15 protein-coding genes are annotated in these 17,241 nt (G+C 70.4%); 7 read left to right on the forward strand and 8 right to left on the reverse strand.

What is annotated here, in order from left to right; all coding sequences use genetic code 11:
- Window positions 1–25 precede the first annotated feature (25 nt).
- Both IEW13_RS08000 and IEW13_RS08005 read left to right on the forward strand, forming a co-directional pair.
- On the forward strand, window positions 26–751 hold the full coding sequence (locus tag IEW13_RS08000; protein WP_188550433.1) for a hypothetical protein: 726 nt from the start codon (window positions 26–28) through the stop codon (window positions 749–751).
- An 87-nt stretch (window positions 752–838) separates the two neighbouring features.
- Window positions 839–2,065 carry an amidohydrolase gene (locus IEW13_RS08005; protein ID WP_188550434.1) on the forward strand — a complete coding sequence of 409 codons (1,227 nt, stop codon included), beginning with the start codon at window positions 839–841 and terminating at the stop codon, window positions 2,063–2,065.
- 231 nt (window positions 2,066–2,296) lie between these two features.
- Here IEW13_RS08005 and IEW13_RS08010 read toward each other — a convergent pair whose 3' ends face one another.
- Entirely contained in the window at window positions 2,297–2,929 is a 633-nt protein-coding gene (locus IEW13_RS08010; RefSeq protein WP_188550435.1) for a hypothetical protein, read from the reverse strand.
- Between the two features lie 396 nt (window positions 2,930–3,325).
- Here IEW13_RS08010 and IEW13_RS08015 point away from each other — a divergent pair, with 396 nt between their 5' ends.
- Window positions 3,326–4,873: an acetolactate synthase large subunit gene (locus tag IEW13_RS08015; protein WP_188550436.1), complete on the forward strand. Its 1,548-nt coding sequence runs from the start codon at window positions 3,326–3,328 to the stop codon at window positions 4,871–4,873.
- 218 nt (window positions 4,874–5,091) lie between these two features.
- Window positions 5,092–6,372, forward strand: a complete 1,281-nt coding sequence (chrA, locus tag IEW13_RS08020) for a chromate efflux transporter (protein ID WP_188550437.1) — start codon at window positions 5,092–5,094, stop codon at window positions 6,370–6,372.
- A gap of 101 nt (window positions 6,373–6,473) precedes the next feature.
- Here chrA and IEW13_RS08025 read toward each other — a convergent pair whose 3' ends face one another.
- The 7 genes from IEW13_RS08025 to IEW13_RS08055 form a co-directional block, all read right to left on the reverse strand.
- A complete protein-coding gene (locus IEW13_RS08025) occupies window positions 6,474–7,502 on the reverse strand; it encodes an Rv2578c family radical SAM protein (protein WP_188550438.1) in 1,029 nt (342 codons plus the stop codon).
- Between the two features lie 310 nt (window positions 7,503–7,812).
- Window positions 7,813–8,694, reverse strand: a complete 882-nt coding sequence (locus IEW13_RS08030; RefSeq protein WP_188550439.1) for a substrate-binding periplasmic protein — start codon at window positions 8,692–8,694, stop codon at window positions 7,813–7,815.
- Between the two features lie 57 nt (window positions 8,695–8,751).
- Window positions 8,752–9,474 carry an amino acid ABC transporter permease gene (locus IEW13_RS08035; protein WP_188550440.1) on the reverse strand — a complete coding sequence of 241 codons (723 nt, stop codon included), beginning with the start codon at window positions 9,472–9,474 and terminating at the stop codon, window positions 8,752–8,754.
- Window positions 9,471–10,124: an amino acid ABC transporter permease gene (locus tag IEW13_RS08040; protein ID WP_188550441.1), complete on the reverse strand. Its 654-nt coding sequence runs from the start codon at window positions 10,122–10,124 to the stop codon at window positions 9,471–9,473. The genes IEW13_RS08035 and IEW13_RS08040 overlap by 4 nt, the downstream gene beginning before the upstream one ends.
- A 14-nt stretch (window positions 10,125–10,138) precedes the next feature.
- Window positions 10,139–10,894, reverse strand: coding sequence for an amino acid ABC transporter ATP-binding protein (locus IEW13_RS08045; RefSeq protein WP_229745028.1), 756 nt, complete (start codon window positions 10,892–10,894; stop codon window positions 10,139–10,141).
- A gap of 64 nt (window positions 10,895–10,958) precedes the next feature.
- Window positions 10,959–11,945: a dipeptidase gene (locus IEW13_RS08050; protein WP_229745004.1), complete on the reverse strand. Its 987-nt coding sequence runs from the start codon at window positions 11,943–11,945 to the stop codon at window positions 10,959–10,961.
- Between the two features lie 105 nt (window positions 11,946–12,050).
- Window positions 12,051–14,642 carry a hypothetical protein gene (locus tag IEW13_RS08055; RefSeq protein ID WP_188550442.1) on the reverse strand — a complete coding sequence of 864 codons (2,592 nt, stop codon included), beginning with the start codon at window positions 14,640–14,642 and terminating at the stop codon, window positions 12,051–12,053.
- A 143-nt stretch (window positions 14,643–14,785) separates the two neighbouring features.
- On the opposite strand from IEW13_RS08055, the gene IEW13_RS08060 reads away from it, so the two are divergent.
- From IEW13_RS08060 to IEW13_RS08070, 3 genes are all read left to right on the forward strand, one after another.
- A complete protein-coding gene (locus tag IEW13_RS08060) occupies window positions 14,786–15,514 on the forward strand; it encodes an IclR family transcriptional regulator (RefSeq protein WP_188550443.1) in 729 nt (242 codons plus the stop codon).
- Window positions 15,515–15,589: 75 nt separating this feature from the next.
- Window positions 15,590–16,258 carry a YoaK family protein gene (locus IEW13_RS08065; protein WP_229745005.1) on the forward strand — a complete coding sequence of 223 codons (669 nt, stop codon included), beginning with the start codon at window positions 15,590–15,592 and terminating at the stop codon, window positions 16,256–16,258.
- A gap of 267 nt (window positions 16,259–16,525) precedes the next feature.
- Window positions 16,526–17,215, forward strand: a complete 690-nt coding sequence (locus tag IEW13_RS08070) for an HAD family hydrolase (RefSeq protein WP_188550444.1) — start codon at window positions 16,526–16,528, stop codon at window positions 17,213–17,215.
- The last annotated feature ends 26 nt before the right edge of the window (window positions 17,216–17,241 follow it).

The following is a 17,241-nucleotide window of genomic DNA, read 5'->3' on the forward strand; positions in this document are numbered from 1 at the left end:
GATACATGAGGAAAAGAGGATCCGCATGACCGCGCGTACTGCCGATACGGCAATGGCCGCCTTCGAGCACACCACCGCACGCTGGGGCCGGCTGACGATGATCGCCGTCCTGGTGATCTCCATCGCCGCGCCCGCGAGCCTGATCATCTTCGGCGACTTCGGCATCACCGTCAATCAGATCGTCACCGCCTATCTCGCCGTGGCCGCCGTCTACCTGGTGTTCGCCGTGGTGGAACCGGTCACGTACTTCCCGATCGTCGGCCAGGCCGGCATGTACCAGGTCTTCCTGATCGGGAACATCGCCAACAAGCTGCTGCCGGCGGCCATCGTCGCCCAGAACCGCCTCAACGTGAAACCCGGCACCCGGCAGGGGGACCTGGCCGCGGTGATGGCGATCTGCGGGGCGGCGATGGTGCACGTGACCTCGCTGCTGGTGTTCGTCGGCTTCTTCGGCACCTGGCTGCTGAGCATCGTGCCGGCGGAGATCACGGAGATCGCCCAGCTGTACATCCTGCCTGCCATCCTCGGGGCCGTCGTGGTGCAGGCAGCCGTCACCGTCAAGCAGATCCGCAGCACGGTCATCGCCGTCGCGGCGGCGGCGTTCGTGATCTACGTGCTGCTGCGGGTCGCGCCCGTCCTGGAGAACTTCTACGTCGCCATCGGCGTGCTCATCACCATTCTCGGCTCCTGGTTCCTGCGCAAGAAGACCGTCACCCCGGACCCGGAGACCGGCGCGCCGCAGGGCGGCTGAGACGATCAGATCCGCACCGTACGTCCATTGCACGCTCACCGCATCGGCGTCCTCGCTCACCGCGGACGCCGGGAAAGGAACACGCCGATGACTGACACCCTGACCGCCTTCGCCCTCAGCGACGAGGAGCGCGCGAGGGCGCACGAGCTCTACAAGGCCTTCCACGCCGATCCGGAGCTCAGCATGCAGGAGCACCGCACGCAGGAGCGGATCGAAGGCGTGCTCGACGAACTCGGGATCGAGCACTTCCGCTGCGGCGGCACCGGCGTGGTCGGCCTGATCCGCAACGGGGAGGGGCCCGTCGTGGGGTTCCGCGCCGACACGGACGGGCTGCCGATCGAGGAGGCAACCGGCCTGGACTACGCCTCCACCGCCCGCGGCACGCTGGAGGACGGCACCGATGTCCCGGTCATGCACGGCTGCGGCCACGACACCCACATCACCTCGCTGCTCACCGCCGTCCGGGTCCTGCTGCGGGAGAAGGACCGCTGGGCGGGCACCGTCGTGCTGATCTTCCAGCCCGGCGAGGAGACCTCCGCCGGTGCCCGCGCGATGGTGGACGACGGCCTGTGGGACAAGGCGCCGCGTCCCGAGGTCATCCTCGGACAGCATGTCTGGCCCGGTCAGGCCGGCACCGTCTCGCTGACCCGCGGCACCGCGATGGCGATGGCGGATTCCCTGCGGGTGACCGTCAGAGGCAAGCAGTCGCACGGCTCGCAGCCGCAGAACTCGATCGATCCGATCGTGCTGGCATCGGCCATGGTGCAGCGGCTGCAGACAGTCGTCTCGCGGGAACTGAGCCCGCTGGACTCGGCGGTCGTCACCGTGGGCACCTTCCACGCCGGGCTGAAGGAGAACATCATCCCGGACAAGGCGGAGTTCACGCTGAACATCCGCAGCCTGACCCCGGAGGTCCGCGCCCAGGTGCTCGCCGCGGTGCAGCGGATCATCACCGGGGAGGCGCAGGTGGCCGGGGCGCCGGAGCCCGTGGTCGAGAAGATCTACGACTTCCCGGCGAACGTGAACGACGACGCCGCCACCGAGCGGGTGTTCACGGCACTGCGCGCCGGCCTGGGCGAGGCGAACGTGGAGGAGATGCCGCCCAAGATGGGCTCGGAGGACTTCGGCTGGCTCGGCGAGGCCATCGGCGTGCCCACGGTGTACTGGTTCTTCGGCGGATACGACGCCGAGCGGCTCGCCTCCGGTGACGTCCCGGTGAACCATTCGCCGTACTTCGGCCCGGTGATCGAGCCGACGCTCACCACGGGGACGAACGCGGTGCTGGCCGGTCTGCTGGAGTGGATCGGCAAGTGACCCGCAGGGCGGTCCGGGGTCTCCCGGGCCGCCCTGTTCCGCTCCCTCCGGCTGGCCGGGCCGCTTGACGCCGCCCTCGGGCGCGGTGCGTGTCCCGAGTCTGTTCCCGGACGCGCGGCAGTGCACGCCGCTGTGCGATCACGGGACCGGCCCGGTGATGAGCCGCGCTGGACCGGTCACCGGTGACCGGGATCGCGCGGCATCGCGCGGGAGGGGACCTGGTGCGCGGACCTAGTGCTCGGGGCTGGGGTGGGCAGGAGGCTTAAAGCAGAGCGGCAGGCGGTGCAGGACGACATCGTGCCCGGGCGTATGCCAGACGGTGACCGGCGCATCGACGGCGGGCGGGGCCGCCTCCGGCGGCAGCGGCAGGCGCAGCGCAGGAGCGGTGCTGAACGGCGTGTACCGTGCGGTGCCGGAGGCGTCGGTGTACGCCACCTGGCCGCCGGCGATGACCATCCGGTCGTGCTTGTCCCAGCGGATGTCGAGCGCGGTGAGCCGTCCGCGGGCCCGGTGCGGGGACGCCGCGAGCCTCCGGTAGGCCGCTCCCCAGCGGCGAGTCCGCGCTGCTGCCGTGGCGCGGGCGGAGACGAAACAGAGGATTGCGGTGAGCAGCGCGGCTCCTGCGGCCGGCGCCCAGAGAGGCCAGCTTCCGCCGAGGAACACCACGAGCACTGCCGCCAGCGCCAGGACCACGGTCAGCCCGGCCAGCAGACGCGGCGCGCCCGCCGCCAGCACGGGTGAGGCGGCGTGGCGCCGCCGGGCGGCTTCCTGCGCGTCCCCGGCGACCGGCGGCCGGCCCAGCTCCGCGGCTTCGAGAACGCATTCGGTGTGCACGATGGCATCGGCCGCTCGCGTGTCCGTCACTCCTGGCCTCCTCGGTGCGTGAATGGACCACCCTACCGGCTCCCGGCCGTGCCCACCGGCGCCGGCGGTCCGGCGCTCGCCGTCCAGCGTGCTCCCCGGCCGCGCGCGAGAGGCTCCGGCCGGCGCATACGGTCCACTGCGGCCGCTGACAGCCTCCCTGCCGCGCGACGGACCCCGGACCTGCCGCCCGCGACGGGCCCCGGACCCGGCCGCCGGCGCCGGGGCCTGCAGGCGGCCGGGTGCAGCAGGAACCACGGTCTCAAGGCAGCTTGCATCAGGTGCTGGAAGGGGGCGCCGGCCGGTCCGCACTGCACGTGCCCCGCGTCACATCCGCGCCGTCGGAGGCAGTACCCTGAATGAGGACTTAAGCCGGACGGACGAAAGACTGGGACACTCATGAACGGTGCGGAGACACTGCTCGCCACGCTGGAACACAACGGAGTGGAGGTGTGCTTCGCGAATCCGGGCACCTCGGAGATGCACTTCGTGGCGGCCCTGGAGACGAGCACGCGGATCAGGGGAGTCCTCGGGCTCTTCGAGGGCGTCGTCACCGGTGCCGCCGACGGGTACGCCCGGATGAGCGGGAACCCCGCAGTCACGCTGCTGCATCTGGGCCCCGGCCTGGCCAACGGGCTCTCGAACCTCCACAATGCGCTGCGCGCAGGATCGCCCATCGTCAACGTCATCGGCGATCACGCCTCCTACCATCGCGATCTCGATGCCCCGCTGACCTCGGACATCGAAGGCACCGCCCGCCCGTTCAGCCACTGGGTGCGCACCACCTCCGGTGAGGAATCGCTCGGGGTGGACGCCGCGGAGGCGGTCACCATCGCCCGGCGCGGCAAGATCGCCTCGCTCATCCTCCCGGCCGATGCGGCCTGGAACCCGGTCGCCTCCGGCGCTCCGCTCGTCGCGGCTCAGGCCCCGGCCGGCGGTGTCGCGCAGACGGCGGCCGCCGAGGCCTCCGCGCGGGTGCTGCGCGAAGGCGGGCCGCGCACCGCGCTGCTCTTCGGCGGGCGCGCAGCCACGGCGGAAGCCCTGGCGCTCGCGGCCGGCATCGCCGCCGCCACCGGGGCCGAGGTCCTCACCAACACGCATCTGGGCCGGATTCCCCGCGGTGCCGGTCGGCACGCCGCCAAGAAGGTGCCGTACCCGATCAAGGACTCCCTCCCGCTGTTCGAGCGTTTCGATTCCCTCGTGCTCATCGGCGCCAAGCCGCCGGTGGCGTTCTTCGCCTACCCGGACAGGCCGAGCCGGCTGACGCCTCCTGGCACGCGGTTCGTGGAACTCAGCGGGCCGGGCCGCGACGCCGATGCCCTGCCGAGCCTCCAGGCCCTCTACGAGGCCGTCGGTGCCGCCCCGGCCCCGGCCACCGAACTGGCGCTGCCTCAGCGGCCGACCGGTTCCATCACCCCGGAGAAGCTCGGCGCGTTCCTGGGGCACGGCATTCCCGAGGACGCCATCGTCGTCGACGAGTCCCTCACCACGGGATGGCGGTTCTACCCCGAGACGGTGGGCTCGCGGCCGCACGACTGGCTGGCGGGCACGGGCGGGTCGATCGGCTATGCGATGCCGGTGGCGGCCGGTGCGGCGATCGCCTCGCCGGGCCGCAAGGTCATCACCTTGGAGAGTGACGGCTCCGGCATGTACATGCCTCAGGCGCTGTGGACCCAGGCGCGTGAGGGCCTCGACGTCGTCACGCTGATCCTGGCCAACCGCAAGTACCAGATCCTCCGCAACGAGATGAGCAACGTCGGCGTCCCCGAGGTCGGTCCGAAGGCCGGAGCACTGCTGGACCTGGACCGGCCCGAGATCGACTGGGTGTCCATCGCCCGCGGCATGGGCGTGCAGGCCAGCCGCGCCGAGACCATGGACGAGCTGGGAAAGGCGTTCGACGCCGCGGTGGCCGGGGAAGGCCCGGCACTCATCGAGGTCGTGCTCTAGCGGTCTCCGCGTGCGGACGCAGATGCCCGCCTAAGGCGCCGGTGCCTGCCCGTGCTCCCGGTGGAGCTATCACCGGGAGCTGCGTGACGCGACTCGCTGGCGTCGGCGGCGGTCACGCCCGAGTGGGTACCGCCTGGTGCTGCGTGAAGCGGCTGTTTCGCGGATGTTCACGTGCCGTCCGTTGACCCGGCCGGCCTGACCAGGCAGTATTCCCGTCAATGAGCACTTCTGCGACGCCCGGTCGTGCTGCGGGCGACGGCCCGCCCGGCACGGCCGGCGAGGTCTTCACGGTATTCCTCCGCCTGGGTCTGACGTCCTTTGGCGGACCCGTCGCGCACCTGGGCTACTTCCGCGAGGCCTTCGTCGTCCGCCGCGGCTGGCTGAGCGACCGGGCCTACGCCGATCTGGTGGCGCTGTGCCAGTTCCTGCCCGGCCCGGCCTCCAGCCAGGTCGGCATGGCGATCGGCTTGCAGCGGGCAGGCATCGGCGGCCTCCTGGCTGCATGGGCGGCTTTCACGCTGCCCTCGGCGATCCTGCTGCTGGCCTTCGCCTACGGCGTCATGTCCTTCGGCGAGACGGCGGGGTCCGGCTGGCTGCAGGGCCTGAAGGCCGTCGCGGTGGCCGTGGTGGCGCAGGCGGTGCTCGGTATGGCCAGGACGTTGGCGCCGGATGCGCGGCGGGCGACGCTCGCCGCCGCGGCGGTGATCGCGGTGCTCCTGATCCCGCACGCGCTCACCCAGATCGGCGTGATCGTGGTGACGGGACTGCTCGGTCTCCTCTGGCTGGGCCGCTCTGGTGAGCGTGCGGCCACGCCGACGGACGTCAGCGACCCGCCCGGGCGGATGCCGGCAGGTGCGTCAGTGCGGTCCGATGCCTTTCCGGTGCGGATCGGGCGCAGGGCGGCAGCGACCTGCCTGGCGTTGTTCGCGGCACTGCTGGCCGGGCTTCCGCTGCTGGCTTCGGCTACAGGCGAGGCGACGCTCAGGCTCGCGGACACCTTCTATCGCGCGGGTTCGCTCGTGTTCGGCGGTGGCCACGTCGTCCTGCCCCTGCTGCAGGCCGAGACCGTTCCGACGGGGATGGTCGCGGACGATGCCTTCCTGGCCGGTTACGGTGCCGCGCAGGCGGTGCCGGGCCCTCTGTTCACTTTCGCCGCCTATCTGGGAGCGGTGGACACACTGGGGCCCGGGGGAGTGCTGGGCGCGGCCCTCGCTCTGCTGGCGATCTTCCTGCCGGCGGCGCTGCTGGTGGTCGGTGCGCTGCCGTTCTGGGAGCGGCTGCGTCATTCCCCGGCGGCACAGCACGCCCTGTCCGGCGTGGGCGCGGGCGTCGTCGGGATCCTCGCCGCGGCGCTGTACGATCCCGTCTTCACCCAGGGCATCACCTCGGTGGCCGCGCTGGCATTCGCGGTGGCGGCGTTCGTGGTCCTGACGAAGTGGAACGCGCCACCTTGGGCGGTGGTCATCGGCGCCGCGCTCCTGGGGTCCTTCCTGCTGTAAGCCGTGCCCTGGCGCGCGGCCGGCTCATAGCTCCGCGGTGGTGCGCTGTTTCCGCGTGAGGGCACGCGGAAACAGCACGCGGTGGCGGGAACCAACGTTCATCAGAACAGTGCGGGCTGGGTGGCCGACGGCGTGGCGGGCATCGGTGCCTGCTGTGCGGGGCTGCGCTGCCAGCGGTCCTCCTGGGCTGCCACGCCCGTGGGACGGACGAATCCGTGCCTGCGCCGCAGATGGTCCACGCGCGCTCCGAGCCATTCGCGGTAGTCCTTGGGCGCGTAGGCGCCGCGGCCGTACAGTTCCAGATAGCGTGGCAGCAGCGCCGGGTGTTCACGGCGGAGCCACGCCAGGAACCATTCCCGGGCGCCGGGGCGCAGGTGCAGCGCTCCGGCGGAGACCCATCGGGCGCCGGCGGCCTTGATCCCGGCGAACAACTCGTCCAGATGCTCCACCGAGTCAGTCAGCCACGGCAGCACGGGCATCGCCAGCACGGTGCAGTCCAGGCCTGCCTCGGCGATGCTGCGGATCAGTGCCAGCCGCGCCGCCGGCCGCGGGGTGCCGGGCTCGACGCTCTGCTGCAGATCGTCGTCGGCGAACGCGAGCGACACCCCTACCTCCACCGGGACGGGGGCCTCGGCCAGCAGCGGCAGGTCGCGCTTGAGCAGCGGCCCCTTGGTGAGGATGGAGAACGGCGTGCCCGAATCCGCCAGGGCGCCGATGATGCCCGGCATGAGCTGGTAGCGGCCCTCGGCTCGCATATACGGATCGGAGTTGGTGCCCAGTGCCACGTGCTCGTGCCGCCACGAGGGGCGGGCCAGTTCCGCCCGCAGCACCTCGGCGATGTTCGTCTTCACGACGATCTGCGTGTCGAAGTCCCGCCCCGCATTCAGGTCCAGGTACTCGTGCGTCTTCCGCGCGAAGCAGTAGACACATCGGTGGAGGCAGCCGCGGGTGGGGTTGACGGTCCAGGCGAAGGGCATGCTGGACTGGCCCGGCACCTTGTTGAGCGCGCTCTTGCACAGCACCTCGTGGAACGTCACGCCCTCGAACTCCGGCGGGCGCACGCTGCGGATCAGCCCCTTGATCGGGACCAGTGCCGCGTCGTCGTCGATCTTCTGCTGCTGCCACCGCATGACAGCTATTCGAACACACTTTCGAACTCCTGTCACGCGAGGGCCAGCGCCTGTCCGGTCCCCGCGTCGACGGCGAAGCACCCGATCGCCGGCGAGCCACCCGCCTGGGCGGCGAAACACCTGAAACGGCCAGATTGATCGTGAATTCGCGATCAACCTGGCCGTGGGGTCAACCGGCGCCGGGCAGCCCTGGGCCAGCCGTCGGGGGTGACGCCCGGCGGCCCCGCCCGGATGCGCTTCCCGGTGCGGTGAGGGCGCGCGGCCACCGCCGGGGGCGGCGCGGGACCGGCCACCGCCGGGGGCGGCGCGGTTACAGCAAGTTCGGCTCGCCTGGATCGGCCACCTCGGGGGAGAAGCCGTAGCGGACCGCGATCTCCTCGATCTCACCGGATTCGCGCAGCTCGGTCAGCACCTCGTCGATGGCCTGCCCGAGCGATTCGTTGTCCAGGTGCGTGGGGAAGTTGGTCTGCCCCACGTCGACGGTCGAGGCGATGCGCTCGTCGGGCTGGATCGGCTGGATCTCCGCGCCCTCCACCGGCCGCAGTTCCAGCTGCGTGATGGCGGCGCCGTAACCGAGCACGGCGGCGTCGATGCGCCCCACCTGCAGATCGGCGAACACCGAGTCGACGTTCTGATAGATGTTCAGGTTGTCGCCCATGATCGCCTGCAGGTCCTCCACCGCGACCAGGCCCTGGCCGATGCCGACGCGGACCTCCATCAGGTCGTCGACGTTGTCGATGCCCTCGGTGGAGACGATCGACAGCGGCGAGGTGATCACCGGCTCGGAGAGCCGGACCACCTCGGCGCGTTCCGCGGTGCGGTACCAGGACCCCAGGGTGGTGTCTGCGCGGCCGGTGGAGACCGAGGTGATCATGGCGGCCGAATCGCCCTGGACGATCTCGATCTCCAGGCACTCCAGCTCCGCGAACCGGCTCAGGATCTCGCCCTCCACGCCGGTGAGCGTCTCGCCCTCCAGCATGGAGAACGGCGGGTACTCGTACTGGGCGACCGTGAGGGCGCCTTCGCGGATGGTCTCGATGTCCGGGTGCTGCGGGGTGCAGTCCTCGGCCACTGAGCCGGCTGCCTGGGCGCCCGGCTCGTCCCCGGGTGCCGGGGCCTCGTCGTTGCACGCGGTGAGCGCCAGTCCGGCGGCGGCCAGCGCGGTGGCGACTTTCCAGTGGGCTTTCCTCATGATGTCTCCTGGCGGATCGGACGGTTGTGGGCGGTGCGGTGCGGAGCCCGCGGCGCATCACACGCCGGCGGGGGTCTTGGTGGTCACGCGCTTGCGGATGGAGGTGCGGCGCGCGTTCTTGGTGGGGCTGCCGAGGTTCTTCTCCAGGTACCCGGTCAGGATCGCCCCGGGCAGGGTGATGGAGAGGTAGAGCACGGCGGCGGCCACGTAGACGGACATGTACTGGAAGTTGATCGATCCGGAGAGATAGGCGTGGTGCATGATCTCCGAGACGGTGATCACGGTGGCCAGCGAGGTGGCCTGGAAGATCGTGATCGTCAGGTTCACCAGCGGCGGGATCGAGATGCGCGCCGCCTGCGGGACGATGATGAACCGGTAGGTGTCTGCACGGCTGAGCGAGACCGCGGCCGCGGCCTCGAACTGGCCGCGCGGCACGGAGGCCAGGCCGGCGCGGATCATCTCGGTGGAATAGGCCGCCGCGGAATAGGTCAGCGCCGCGATCGCCGAGGGCATCGGGTCCAGCAGCACTCCCACCTGGGGAAGCCCCTGGTAGGCGATGTACATCAGCACCAGGATGGGCAGGCCGCGGCCCACCTCCACGATCACGACGGCGGTGTAGCGCACCGCGCGCAGCGGCGCCTCCGTCATGAGCGCCAGGAAGAAGCCGAGGACGTAGCCCACGGAGCAGGCGATGACCGTGATGACGATGGCGGTCCACAGGCCTGGCAGGAGGTTCGGGATGTGGGCCGGCCAGTCGTAGAGCCAGCTGAAATCACTCATACGACGGCGTACCTCCTCGTGATGCGGGCGTGGACGTACCGGGAGAGCGCGCCGACCGGCAGGCTCAGGGCCAGGTAGATCAGGCCGGCGAAGGCGAACATCACCAGCCCGTTCCCGTAGTTCTGCGTCATCAGCCCGGCGCGGAACACCAGATCCGCCACGCCGATGGTGGACACCAGCGCCGAGTCCTTCAGCAGGCCGATCACCTGGGTGGCGACGGAGGGGCTGACCGCCCGGAACAACTGGGGCGCGATGATGTCGCGGGCGGTCGCGGACCGGTCCAGGCTCAGGGCGTGCGCGGCCTCCCACTGCCCGGCCGGGATGGCCTGCATGCCGCCGCGGTAGATCTCGGCCATATTGGCGGTGGCGATCATCCCGAGGGTGAGCATGGCCGAGGTGATGGGATCCAGGACGATGCCGATCTGGGTCACCCCGAAGAACGCGATGAACAGCCATACCAGCGTCGGGACGCCGCGGACGATGTGCACGAAGGCGTGGTAGAGGCCGCGCAGGGCGGTGAATCTGCTGCGCGCCATCAGCAGCAGCGGGACGGCGAGCACGATGCCGATGATCGCCGCGCCGAAGGTGAGCATGACGGTCATCCCCGTGCCGAAGGCGATGTACCGCAGCGGTTCGATCCAGTAGTCCATCGTCGTGCCGTCCCCTACCGTCCGAGGACGGCCGAGAGGAACTGCTTCGTACGCTGGTGCTCCGGATCGGACATGATCTTGTCCGGTTCGCCCTGCTCGATGACGGCGCCGTCGACCATGACGACGATCTGGTTCGACACGTGCCGGGCGAACTCCATCTCGTGCGTGACGACCAGCATCGTCATCTTGTCCGCGGCCAGTTCCCGCATGACGGTGAGGATCTCGGCACCGATCTCTGGGTCGAGCCCGGAGGTCGGCTCGTCGAAGAGCATCAGGTCCGGGTCCATCGCCAGGGCTCGCGCGATGGCGATGCGCTGCTGCTGGCCGCCGGAGCACTGGCCCGGGTAGGAGCCGGCCTTGTCGGCCAGCCCGACGCGTTCGAGCTGCGCCATCGCCCGGTCCTCGGCCTCCTTCCGGCTGCGGCCCAGGACGCGCATCTGCGCCAGGGCCACGTTCTTCAGGGCGGTCAGGTGCGGGAAGAGGTTGAACGCCTGGAACACCATCCCGGTGTGCCGGCGCACCGCCTGGATCTCGGACCGGCGGGGTTCGGCGCCGCCGAACTGCAGGGCGTCGTCGCCGATCCTCAGGCGCCCGGAGTCCGGGACCTCCAGGAGGTTGAGGCACCGGATGAAGCTGGACTTCCCGGCGCCGGAGGGCCCGATGATGGAGGTCACCTCGCCCTGGGGCACCGACAGGGAGACCTCGTCCACGGCGCGATGCTCGCCGAAGGTCTTGGTGAGCGACTCGGCGGTCAGATACGGAGCGTTCATGGCGGCCTGGTTCTCGCTTTGCAGACGGGCACGGGACATTGAGGGCACGGACACGGGTGCCTCCTTAGAGTTCCTTGAAGGTGCGGTCGAAGAAGTTCAGCCAGTTCTCGCCCATCAGCAGCGCGACCTCCCGGTCGTCGAAGCCGCGAGCACGCAGTGCCTGTTCGGCATTGGGGAAGTCGGCGGGGGAGGCGAACCAGTCGAGCTTGGGGGCCTTGCCGGGATTGGCCTTGGAGCCGGCCCCGTACTGCGTCTCGCGGGCCCAGCGGCCCTGGCGCATCCAGGAGACGTACTCCATGCCGCCGGTCTGGTCGAAGTCCGTGCCGATGCCCACATGCTCGATCCCGATCCGGTCGACGGTCCAGGCCACCATCTCCGACCATTTCTCAGCCGTGGTGTGCTCGCCGACGATGTTCCGGTAGACGGACAGGCCGATGACGCCGCCGTTGTCCTTCAGCGCGTCGAGCACCTCATCGGGTTTGTTCCGCGGATGCGGCGCCCAGCTGTGCGGGTTCGAGTGCGTGATGGCCACCGGCTCGGCGGAGTGCCGGATGGCGTCCAGGGTGGTGGTGTTGCCGACGTGGGAGAGGTCGACGACCATGCCGCAGCGGTTCATCTCCCGCACCACGTACTTCCCGTAGCGGGACAGGCCGGAGTCGTGCGGCTCGTAGCAGGAGCCGCCGATGTCGGACTGGATGTTGTAGGTCAGCTGGCCCACGCGGGTGCCCATCCGGGCGAACAGCTCGACGTATCCGAGCCTGCCCTGCAGGAAGGAGACGTTCTGGAAGCCCAGCACGATGGCGCAGCGGCCGGAGTCCGCGATCCGGCGGATGTCGCCGGCGGTATAGGCGATCTCGACCAGGTCCGCGTTGTCCTCGGCCATGTGGCGCCATTTCACCAGCTGGTCCATCGACTCGGTCGCGTCCTCCCAGAAGCCCACCGTGGTGACGACGCAGCCGACTTCTCCCGCGGCGATCTGATCCAGCGCGGGGCGGTGGTCGGGCGTTTCGCGTTCCAGGGGGCTGCACAGCAGGCTGTCGACGTAGATCACGGGTTCTCCTTGTCGCGGGATGGTCTGGGGTCGATGCGGTCTGGGCCGGTGGGTCGAGCTGTTCGGGTGGGCGGTCGGCCGGTCAGGCCGGATCGCATGGGCAGGTCAGGGTGCGGCGACTGAGCTGAAGTGCTCGGCGTTCTGGTTGTCGGCGTCGTCCGGATCGGCCAGGTCGAGCAGTTCCTCCTCCGAGAACTGCTTGGTCAGTTCCTGACCCGGCTGCAGGACGTCCTTGACGGTGGCGCCGGTGTGCTGCCGGGAGATCGGGGTGTCCGGGTAGAGGCCGGCGTTGGCGCGGTAGTAGACGTTCCAGAACGACTGCGCCGGGATCGCCAGGCCGTCGTGCATGAACTGCGCCATCTCCTGCCAGTACCGGGCCGATGTCGCGGCACGGTCGGCGGCCGGCGCCACCGTGCCGCTGAGGACCTCGCCGGTCTCCCGGGCGCCCTCGCCGGCTTCCGGTACGTCCAGGTGCAGGCCGTAGCGGGCCAGGCCGAGGCGCAGCCCGGCCAGCGCGTGGTCGGTGCGCACCCCTGCGATCCGGAAGGCGGCGCCGGTCCGGCCGTGGGCGCCGAGGAGGTTGATCAGCACGTGCCCGGTGGCCAGGAGGCTCTGGCCGTGGTTGTCCACCAGGAGGGTGCCGTCCTCCGTGCGCCAGGAGGGCGCACGCCAGGGGGCCGCGGCGCCGGTCTGGCCGTCGATGGCGGCGGCGAGGAGGTTTCCGAAGGCATCGGCGGCCGCCGGGGACCCCAGCAGAGCGGTGATGTAGAAATCCCGTGCCCCGTGCCAGGAGCCCTCCGGGACCCGCAGCGCCTGGTACGCACGTCCGGCCATGAGCCGGGCCTCGCGGAACTTGATGGTGATGGATGCGCCCGGCTCGACCCGGGGCGCGGTGATCGCCGACTCCTTCGGCGCGAGCGAGACCCCGGACGCCGGGACGGTGTCGTCGCGGCCGCCGGAGGGCTTCATCCGGCCGGTACCGGGGGAGTCGTCCAGCACGGCGGCGGCCGAACGGTAGGACCACCACCAGCCGGAGGGGTCGGCATCGGCGAGCTCGTCCCGGAACGGGGCGCCCTCGAAGATCAGCCCGCGGATGGTGCGGCCCAGGTAGTCCTCGGTGCGGTCCAGGCCGTGGATGAAGGAGTTCATCAGCCGTACCAGCCAGACCGGCACGAAGTCCGCGTCGTGCGGATCGGCGTGCGGGGCGGCGTAGGGCTTGTCCGCGAGAGCGACGACCAGCCGCGCGATGTGCTCCAGCTCGGGACGCTCTGCCAGCAGGGCGCCCACCGGCGCGGCCTCCTCCGCTTCCTGGAGGGCTGCCCGCAGCCGCCGGACGCCCACTGGATAGCTGGGGATGAGCTCATGGGCGCCGGGGATCTCCTCGCGCGGACCGGAGCGGGGTTCCTCGGCGGCGCGTGACTGGTACCAGACGCGGTCCCGGGCGGCATCGTCGTTGAGCGGGATGCTCAGCGCCCATGCGTAGCGGCTCTCGATGAGCTCGCGCAGCTGCGCGGCCGGGAGGGCAGGGTCCAGGTCCAGGTGCTCGTCGAAGGTCAGGCGCTCCTGGACGAGGCGGTCGCAGTGGTCGGGGATGAGCTCGAGCAGCAGCGCGTTGAAGGAGTGCACGGCCTCGCGGGTGACGGTGCGGCGCAGCCGCCGGTGCACGGCCGCCAGCGGGGTCTCGCCGTGGTGCCGGACGATCTCGCCGCGCCGGGCGGCCCGGACGAAGGCGCGGATGCGCCGCAGATCGGCCGCGATCTCCTTGCTGCCGCTGAACACGCGGTATGCGGTGTCATCCAGTGCCCGGTAGCGGATGGTGCGGTCCAGCAGGCGCTCCAGGGTCTCGAAATGCGCCGCGGTCCCCAGCGCGGGGTCGTTCAGGGCGTGCCGCACGGCGTCGACGTAGGCGGAGATGTACGCGTCGATCAGGACGGGACGGTTGTAGACGAACATCACCAGGCCGAGCGCCGAGCCGTTGCCGACGCCGATGAACTGCTTGACGGCCGGGTCCAGCCGCACGGCCGTGTCCGGTGCGTCGATGCGGGCGAGCTCTTCGACGACGTCCACCGCCAGCTCCCGCATCAGATAGGCGGCGAGCATCTGCGCGAAGTAGGAGGTCTTGAGCGGATGTCCCTCGGGGATGGCCGGGAACGAGGTGGTGCCGAAGGTGCCGTTGCCGTCCAGGCCGGTGTTGCGCATCAGATAGCCGACCTTCTTGACCTCCACCGCATTGGGCTGCACGCCGCGGGCGAGCGACTCGCGGACATGGCGGAAGATGCGCAGGCTCTGATTGGAGCGGAACCACACCAGGGTGCCCTCGGGTGCGCGTCCCTCGTAGAGCTTGGGGATCTCCTCCTCCGTGACGCGTACCTGCTCGGCGGTGGCGACGCCGTCCACGAGGGAGCCGATCATGTCCCAGCTGGTGCCGATGATGCGTGAGGTGCGGTTCCCGCCGGCCGGTTCGCGCAGATAGGCCAGGAAAGTGAGCGGGCCCTGAGGTGTGGTGATGGAGTAGCGGGCGTGCCCGTTGCCCCGGGCATCGAGTTCGAGGACTTCCTGTTCGATCCGCCAGCCATCGCGCACCATCCGGGCGATGAAGCTGCGGGAGGCGGACAGGCGGGTGGGCTGGAGCGCCCCGAGCGCGCGGGGGTCCATCAGGTCATCCGGGTCGAGGAGGTCGTCGAAGGTGCTGTTCATCGTCGGGAGCGTCCTTTGAGCTGCGTGTTAAAGTATGTTTGACAGTAGTCAATTAGAGCTTGAATGTGATCAAGCTAACACAATGGGTTTGAACGAGTCGAGGGTTATTTTTCGCCGGCTGCCCGGCGGGACGGGAGACGCGCATGGCCCCTTTGCAGACGGTCACCAAGACCATCGCTGTCCTGGAAGCGCTGCTGAAAGTGGATCAGGACCGGGTCGGGGTCACCGAGATCGCCGAGGAACTGGGCTGGTCGCGGGCCGCGACGCATCAGTACCTCTCCAGCCTCGCCGCGGCCGGATGGCTGCAGCAGGACGCCAGCCGGAAGTACGTCCTGACTTCACAGGCGGCGATCTTTGGCCGGTTCGCGGTGCGGCACGCGGGAGTGCCGCCGGAGCTTCCGCCGGTCATGCGGGAACTGGTGCAGGAGCTCAGCGAACCGATCTCCTTCGCGGTGGTGAGCGGCGCCGAGGCCGTCATCGTCGAGCGCCAGGAACCTCAGCGGCCCTTCGCGATTCATCGGGACGCGGAACGGCACCTGTCCCTGCACACCTCCGCATCGGGGCTGGTGCTGCTGGCATTCGACGCCCATCTGGAGTACCGGGGGAGCGAAGACGAACTCGGCGCCAGCCTGGAGGCGGTGCGCGCGCAGGGCCACTGCCACCGGCATTCGAAGTGGATGGGCGATGTGGTCGACGCGGTCGCGGTGCCGATCATGGCCCGCGGCAACTGCCTGGGCGCGCTGAGCGTCATCGCGCCGGAGAAGCGGATGGACGTCCCGCGCGCCATCGAAGCCCTCACCGCGGCGCGGGCCCGCGTCGAAGAGGCGATCACCACCCGGGTCGGGACAGTCCGCGCGGGGCGGCTCGGGTGAGCGGCCTGGGCTGGGCGCCGGATAGTCTCGTCCCGGTAGCGATCGATCGACCGGGCCGAGTGGGAAGGGGCGTCCGTGGCGACGGGACTGAGTAGGCGGCAGATGTACCTCGCCTGCGGGATCACCGCGGCGGCCGGTTTCGTCGACGGCGTGGGGTTCATCCATCTGGGCGGGTACTTCGTCTCCTTCATGTCGGGGAACTCCACCCGTGCCGGCGCCGATCTGGCCGGTGGTGATCTGCTCGGCTGGGCCAAGGCGCTCGGCCTCGTTCTGTCCTTCGTCACCGGCGTAGTCGCCGCGTCCCTTCTCACGGCGCGGCGGGAGCCGGCAGGGGCGCATATCGTCACCCCGCAGCTGCGGGCCATCTGGCTCTCGGTGGCGGTTCTCGGTGTCGCCGCGGTGTGCGGGCTCTTCCCGGTGCTGCACGTGGCCGTGGCGCCCCTGATTGCCGCGGCGATGGGCGCGGTGAACGCCACCTTCACTCGCGGTGGCGAGGTCAGCGTGGGTTTGACCTATATGACCGGGGCGCTGGTGAAAGCCGGGCAGCATCTCGCGGCGGCGCTGCGCGGGAAGCAGGGGACCGGCTGGTTGCGCTATGCCGCGCTGTGGTGCGCCATCGCGGCGGGCTCGGCAGCCGGCGCGGCGGCGTATCTCCTGGCCGGCCTCGCCGCCCTGTGGCTCGCCGTGCTCGCGCTGGCCGGTTGCGCCGCCGTGGTGCAGCTGCGCCGCGGACGCGCTGGCTGAGCCACCTCAGGCGCCGCCGCCGATGCCTACGGCCGGCCGGAGACGGGTGTGACGTCCGACTGGGTCTCTGCGAGGGTGCGCGTGGCGACTTCCGCTCTGACGGCAGGCGCCAGGCCTTTTGCGGCAGCTGCCGTCCGCCGTGCCGGATGCGGTTCTTCACGCAGTGTTCACCTCGATGTGACATTTCGTCCCAGAACTACTCCTAATCTGGACGTAACGTCCAAGAGTCTGGAGCGGGGTGCTCCTGACCGGCAGTGAAGGAGCACGGTGTCCCGCAATATCCTCGTCTTCGACTTCGACGGCACCGTCGCCCTTGGCGAGGGGCCGGTGACGGCATACGCCGAGGAGATCGCCGCGCGGGCCGGCAATCGTCTCCTTCCCGCGCTGACCGAGGGACTCGGCGCCCCCGACGACGCGCTCGACGCCTACGACCTGATCGCGCGCAGGTCCCGCGAGGCCGGAGTCGGCGATGCCGTGCTCTCCGCCGCCTACCGCGCCAGCCGGGACCGTCTGGCGGCCGGCGCATGCCGCGTCTTCCCGCCCCGCGGACTGGCGGAGTTCCTGGCCGGCGTGGGGACGAAGGCCCGCCGCGTCCTGGCCACCAATGCCCCGCTCACGGGTATCCCGCAGGCGCTCGAGCAGCTGGGCCTGCAGAAGGCCTTCGACGAGATCCGCACCGATCTGGGTAAACCCGAGGGACTGGCCGCCCTCCTGGATGATCTGCCCGCGCACAGCCGGGTGCTCAGCATCGGCGATGTGTGGCACAACGACCTCGCCCCCGCCCGCGAGCGCGGCCATGCCACGGCGCTCGTGGGTCACGGCTCGGCACCATCGGAAGCGATGCCCGATATGCAGGCCGGCACCGTCGCCGGTCTCTACGGCTCCATCGAGCAGTGGCTCCGCCAGGAATCCGCCTCCGCGCCACCCGTGCGCCAGGAACCCACCACCGCACGATGACCGCCGACGAACGTCCATCGACCAAT

Origin of the sequence: Sediminivirga luteola, from assembly GCF_014639315.1 — a bacterium.
GTDB classification, from domain to species: domain Bacteria; phylum Actinomycetota; class Actinomycetes; order Actinomycetales; family Brevibacteriaceae; genus Sediminivirga; species Sediminivirga luteola.

Bases quoted from the DNA above. Each gene is read 5' to 3' on its own strand.
- IEW13_RS08025 (WP_188550438.1), bottom strand. From the start codon at position 7,502: ATGCGGTGGCAGCAGCAGAAGATCGACGACGACGCGGCACTGGTCCCG.
- IEW13_RS08030 (WP_188550439.1), bottom strand. From the start codon at position 8,694: ATGAGGAAAGCCCACTGGAAAGTCGCCACCGCGCTGGCCGCCGCCGGA.
- IEW13_RS08055 (WP_188550442.1), bottom strand. From the start codon at position 14,642: ATGAACAGCACCTTCGACGACCTCCTCGACCCGGATGACCTGATGGAC.
- IEW13_RS08000 (WP_188550433.1), top strand. From the start codon at position 26: ATGACCGCGCGTACTGCCGATACGGCAATGGCCGCCTTCGAGCACACC.
- IEW13_RS08035 (WP_188550440.1), bottom strand. From the start codon at position 9,474: ATGAGTGATTTCAGCTGGCTCTACGACTGGCCGGCCCACATCCCGAAC.
- chrA (WP_188550437.1), top strand. From the start codon at position 5,092: ATGAGCACTTCTGCGACGCCCGGTCGTGCTGCGGGCGACGGCCCGCCC.
- IEW13_RS08040 (WP_188550441.1), bottom strand. From the start codon at position 10,124: ATGGACTACTGGATCGAACCGCTGCGGTACATCGCCTTCGGCACGGGG.
- IEW13_RS08005 (WP_188550434.1), top strand. From the start codon at position 839: ATGACTGACACCCTGACCGCCTTCGCCCTCAGCGACGAGGAGCGCGCG.
- IEW13_RS08060 (WP_188550443.1), top strand. From the start codon at position 14,786: ATGGCCCCTTTGCAGACGGTCACCAAGACCATCGCTGTCCTGGAAGCG.
- IEW13_RS08015 (WP_188550436.1), top strand. From the start codon at position 3,326: ATGAACGGTGCGGAGACACTGCTCGCCACGCTGGAACACAACGGAGTG.
- IEW13_RS08045 (WP_229745028.1), bottom strand. From the start codon at position 10,894: ATGAACGCTCCGTATCTGACCGCCGAGTCGCTCACCAAGACCTTCGGC.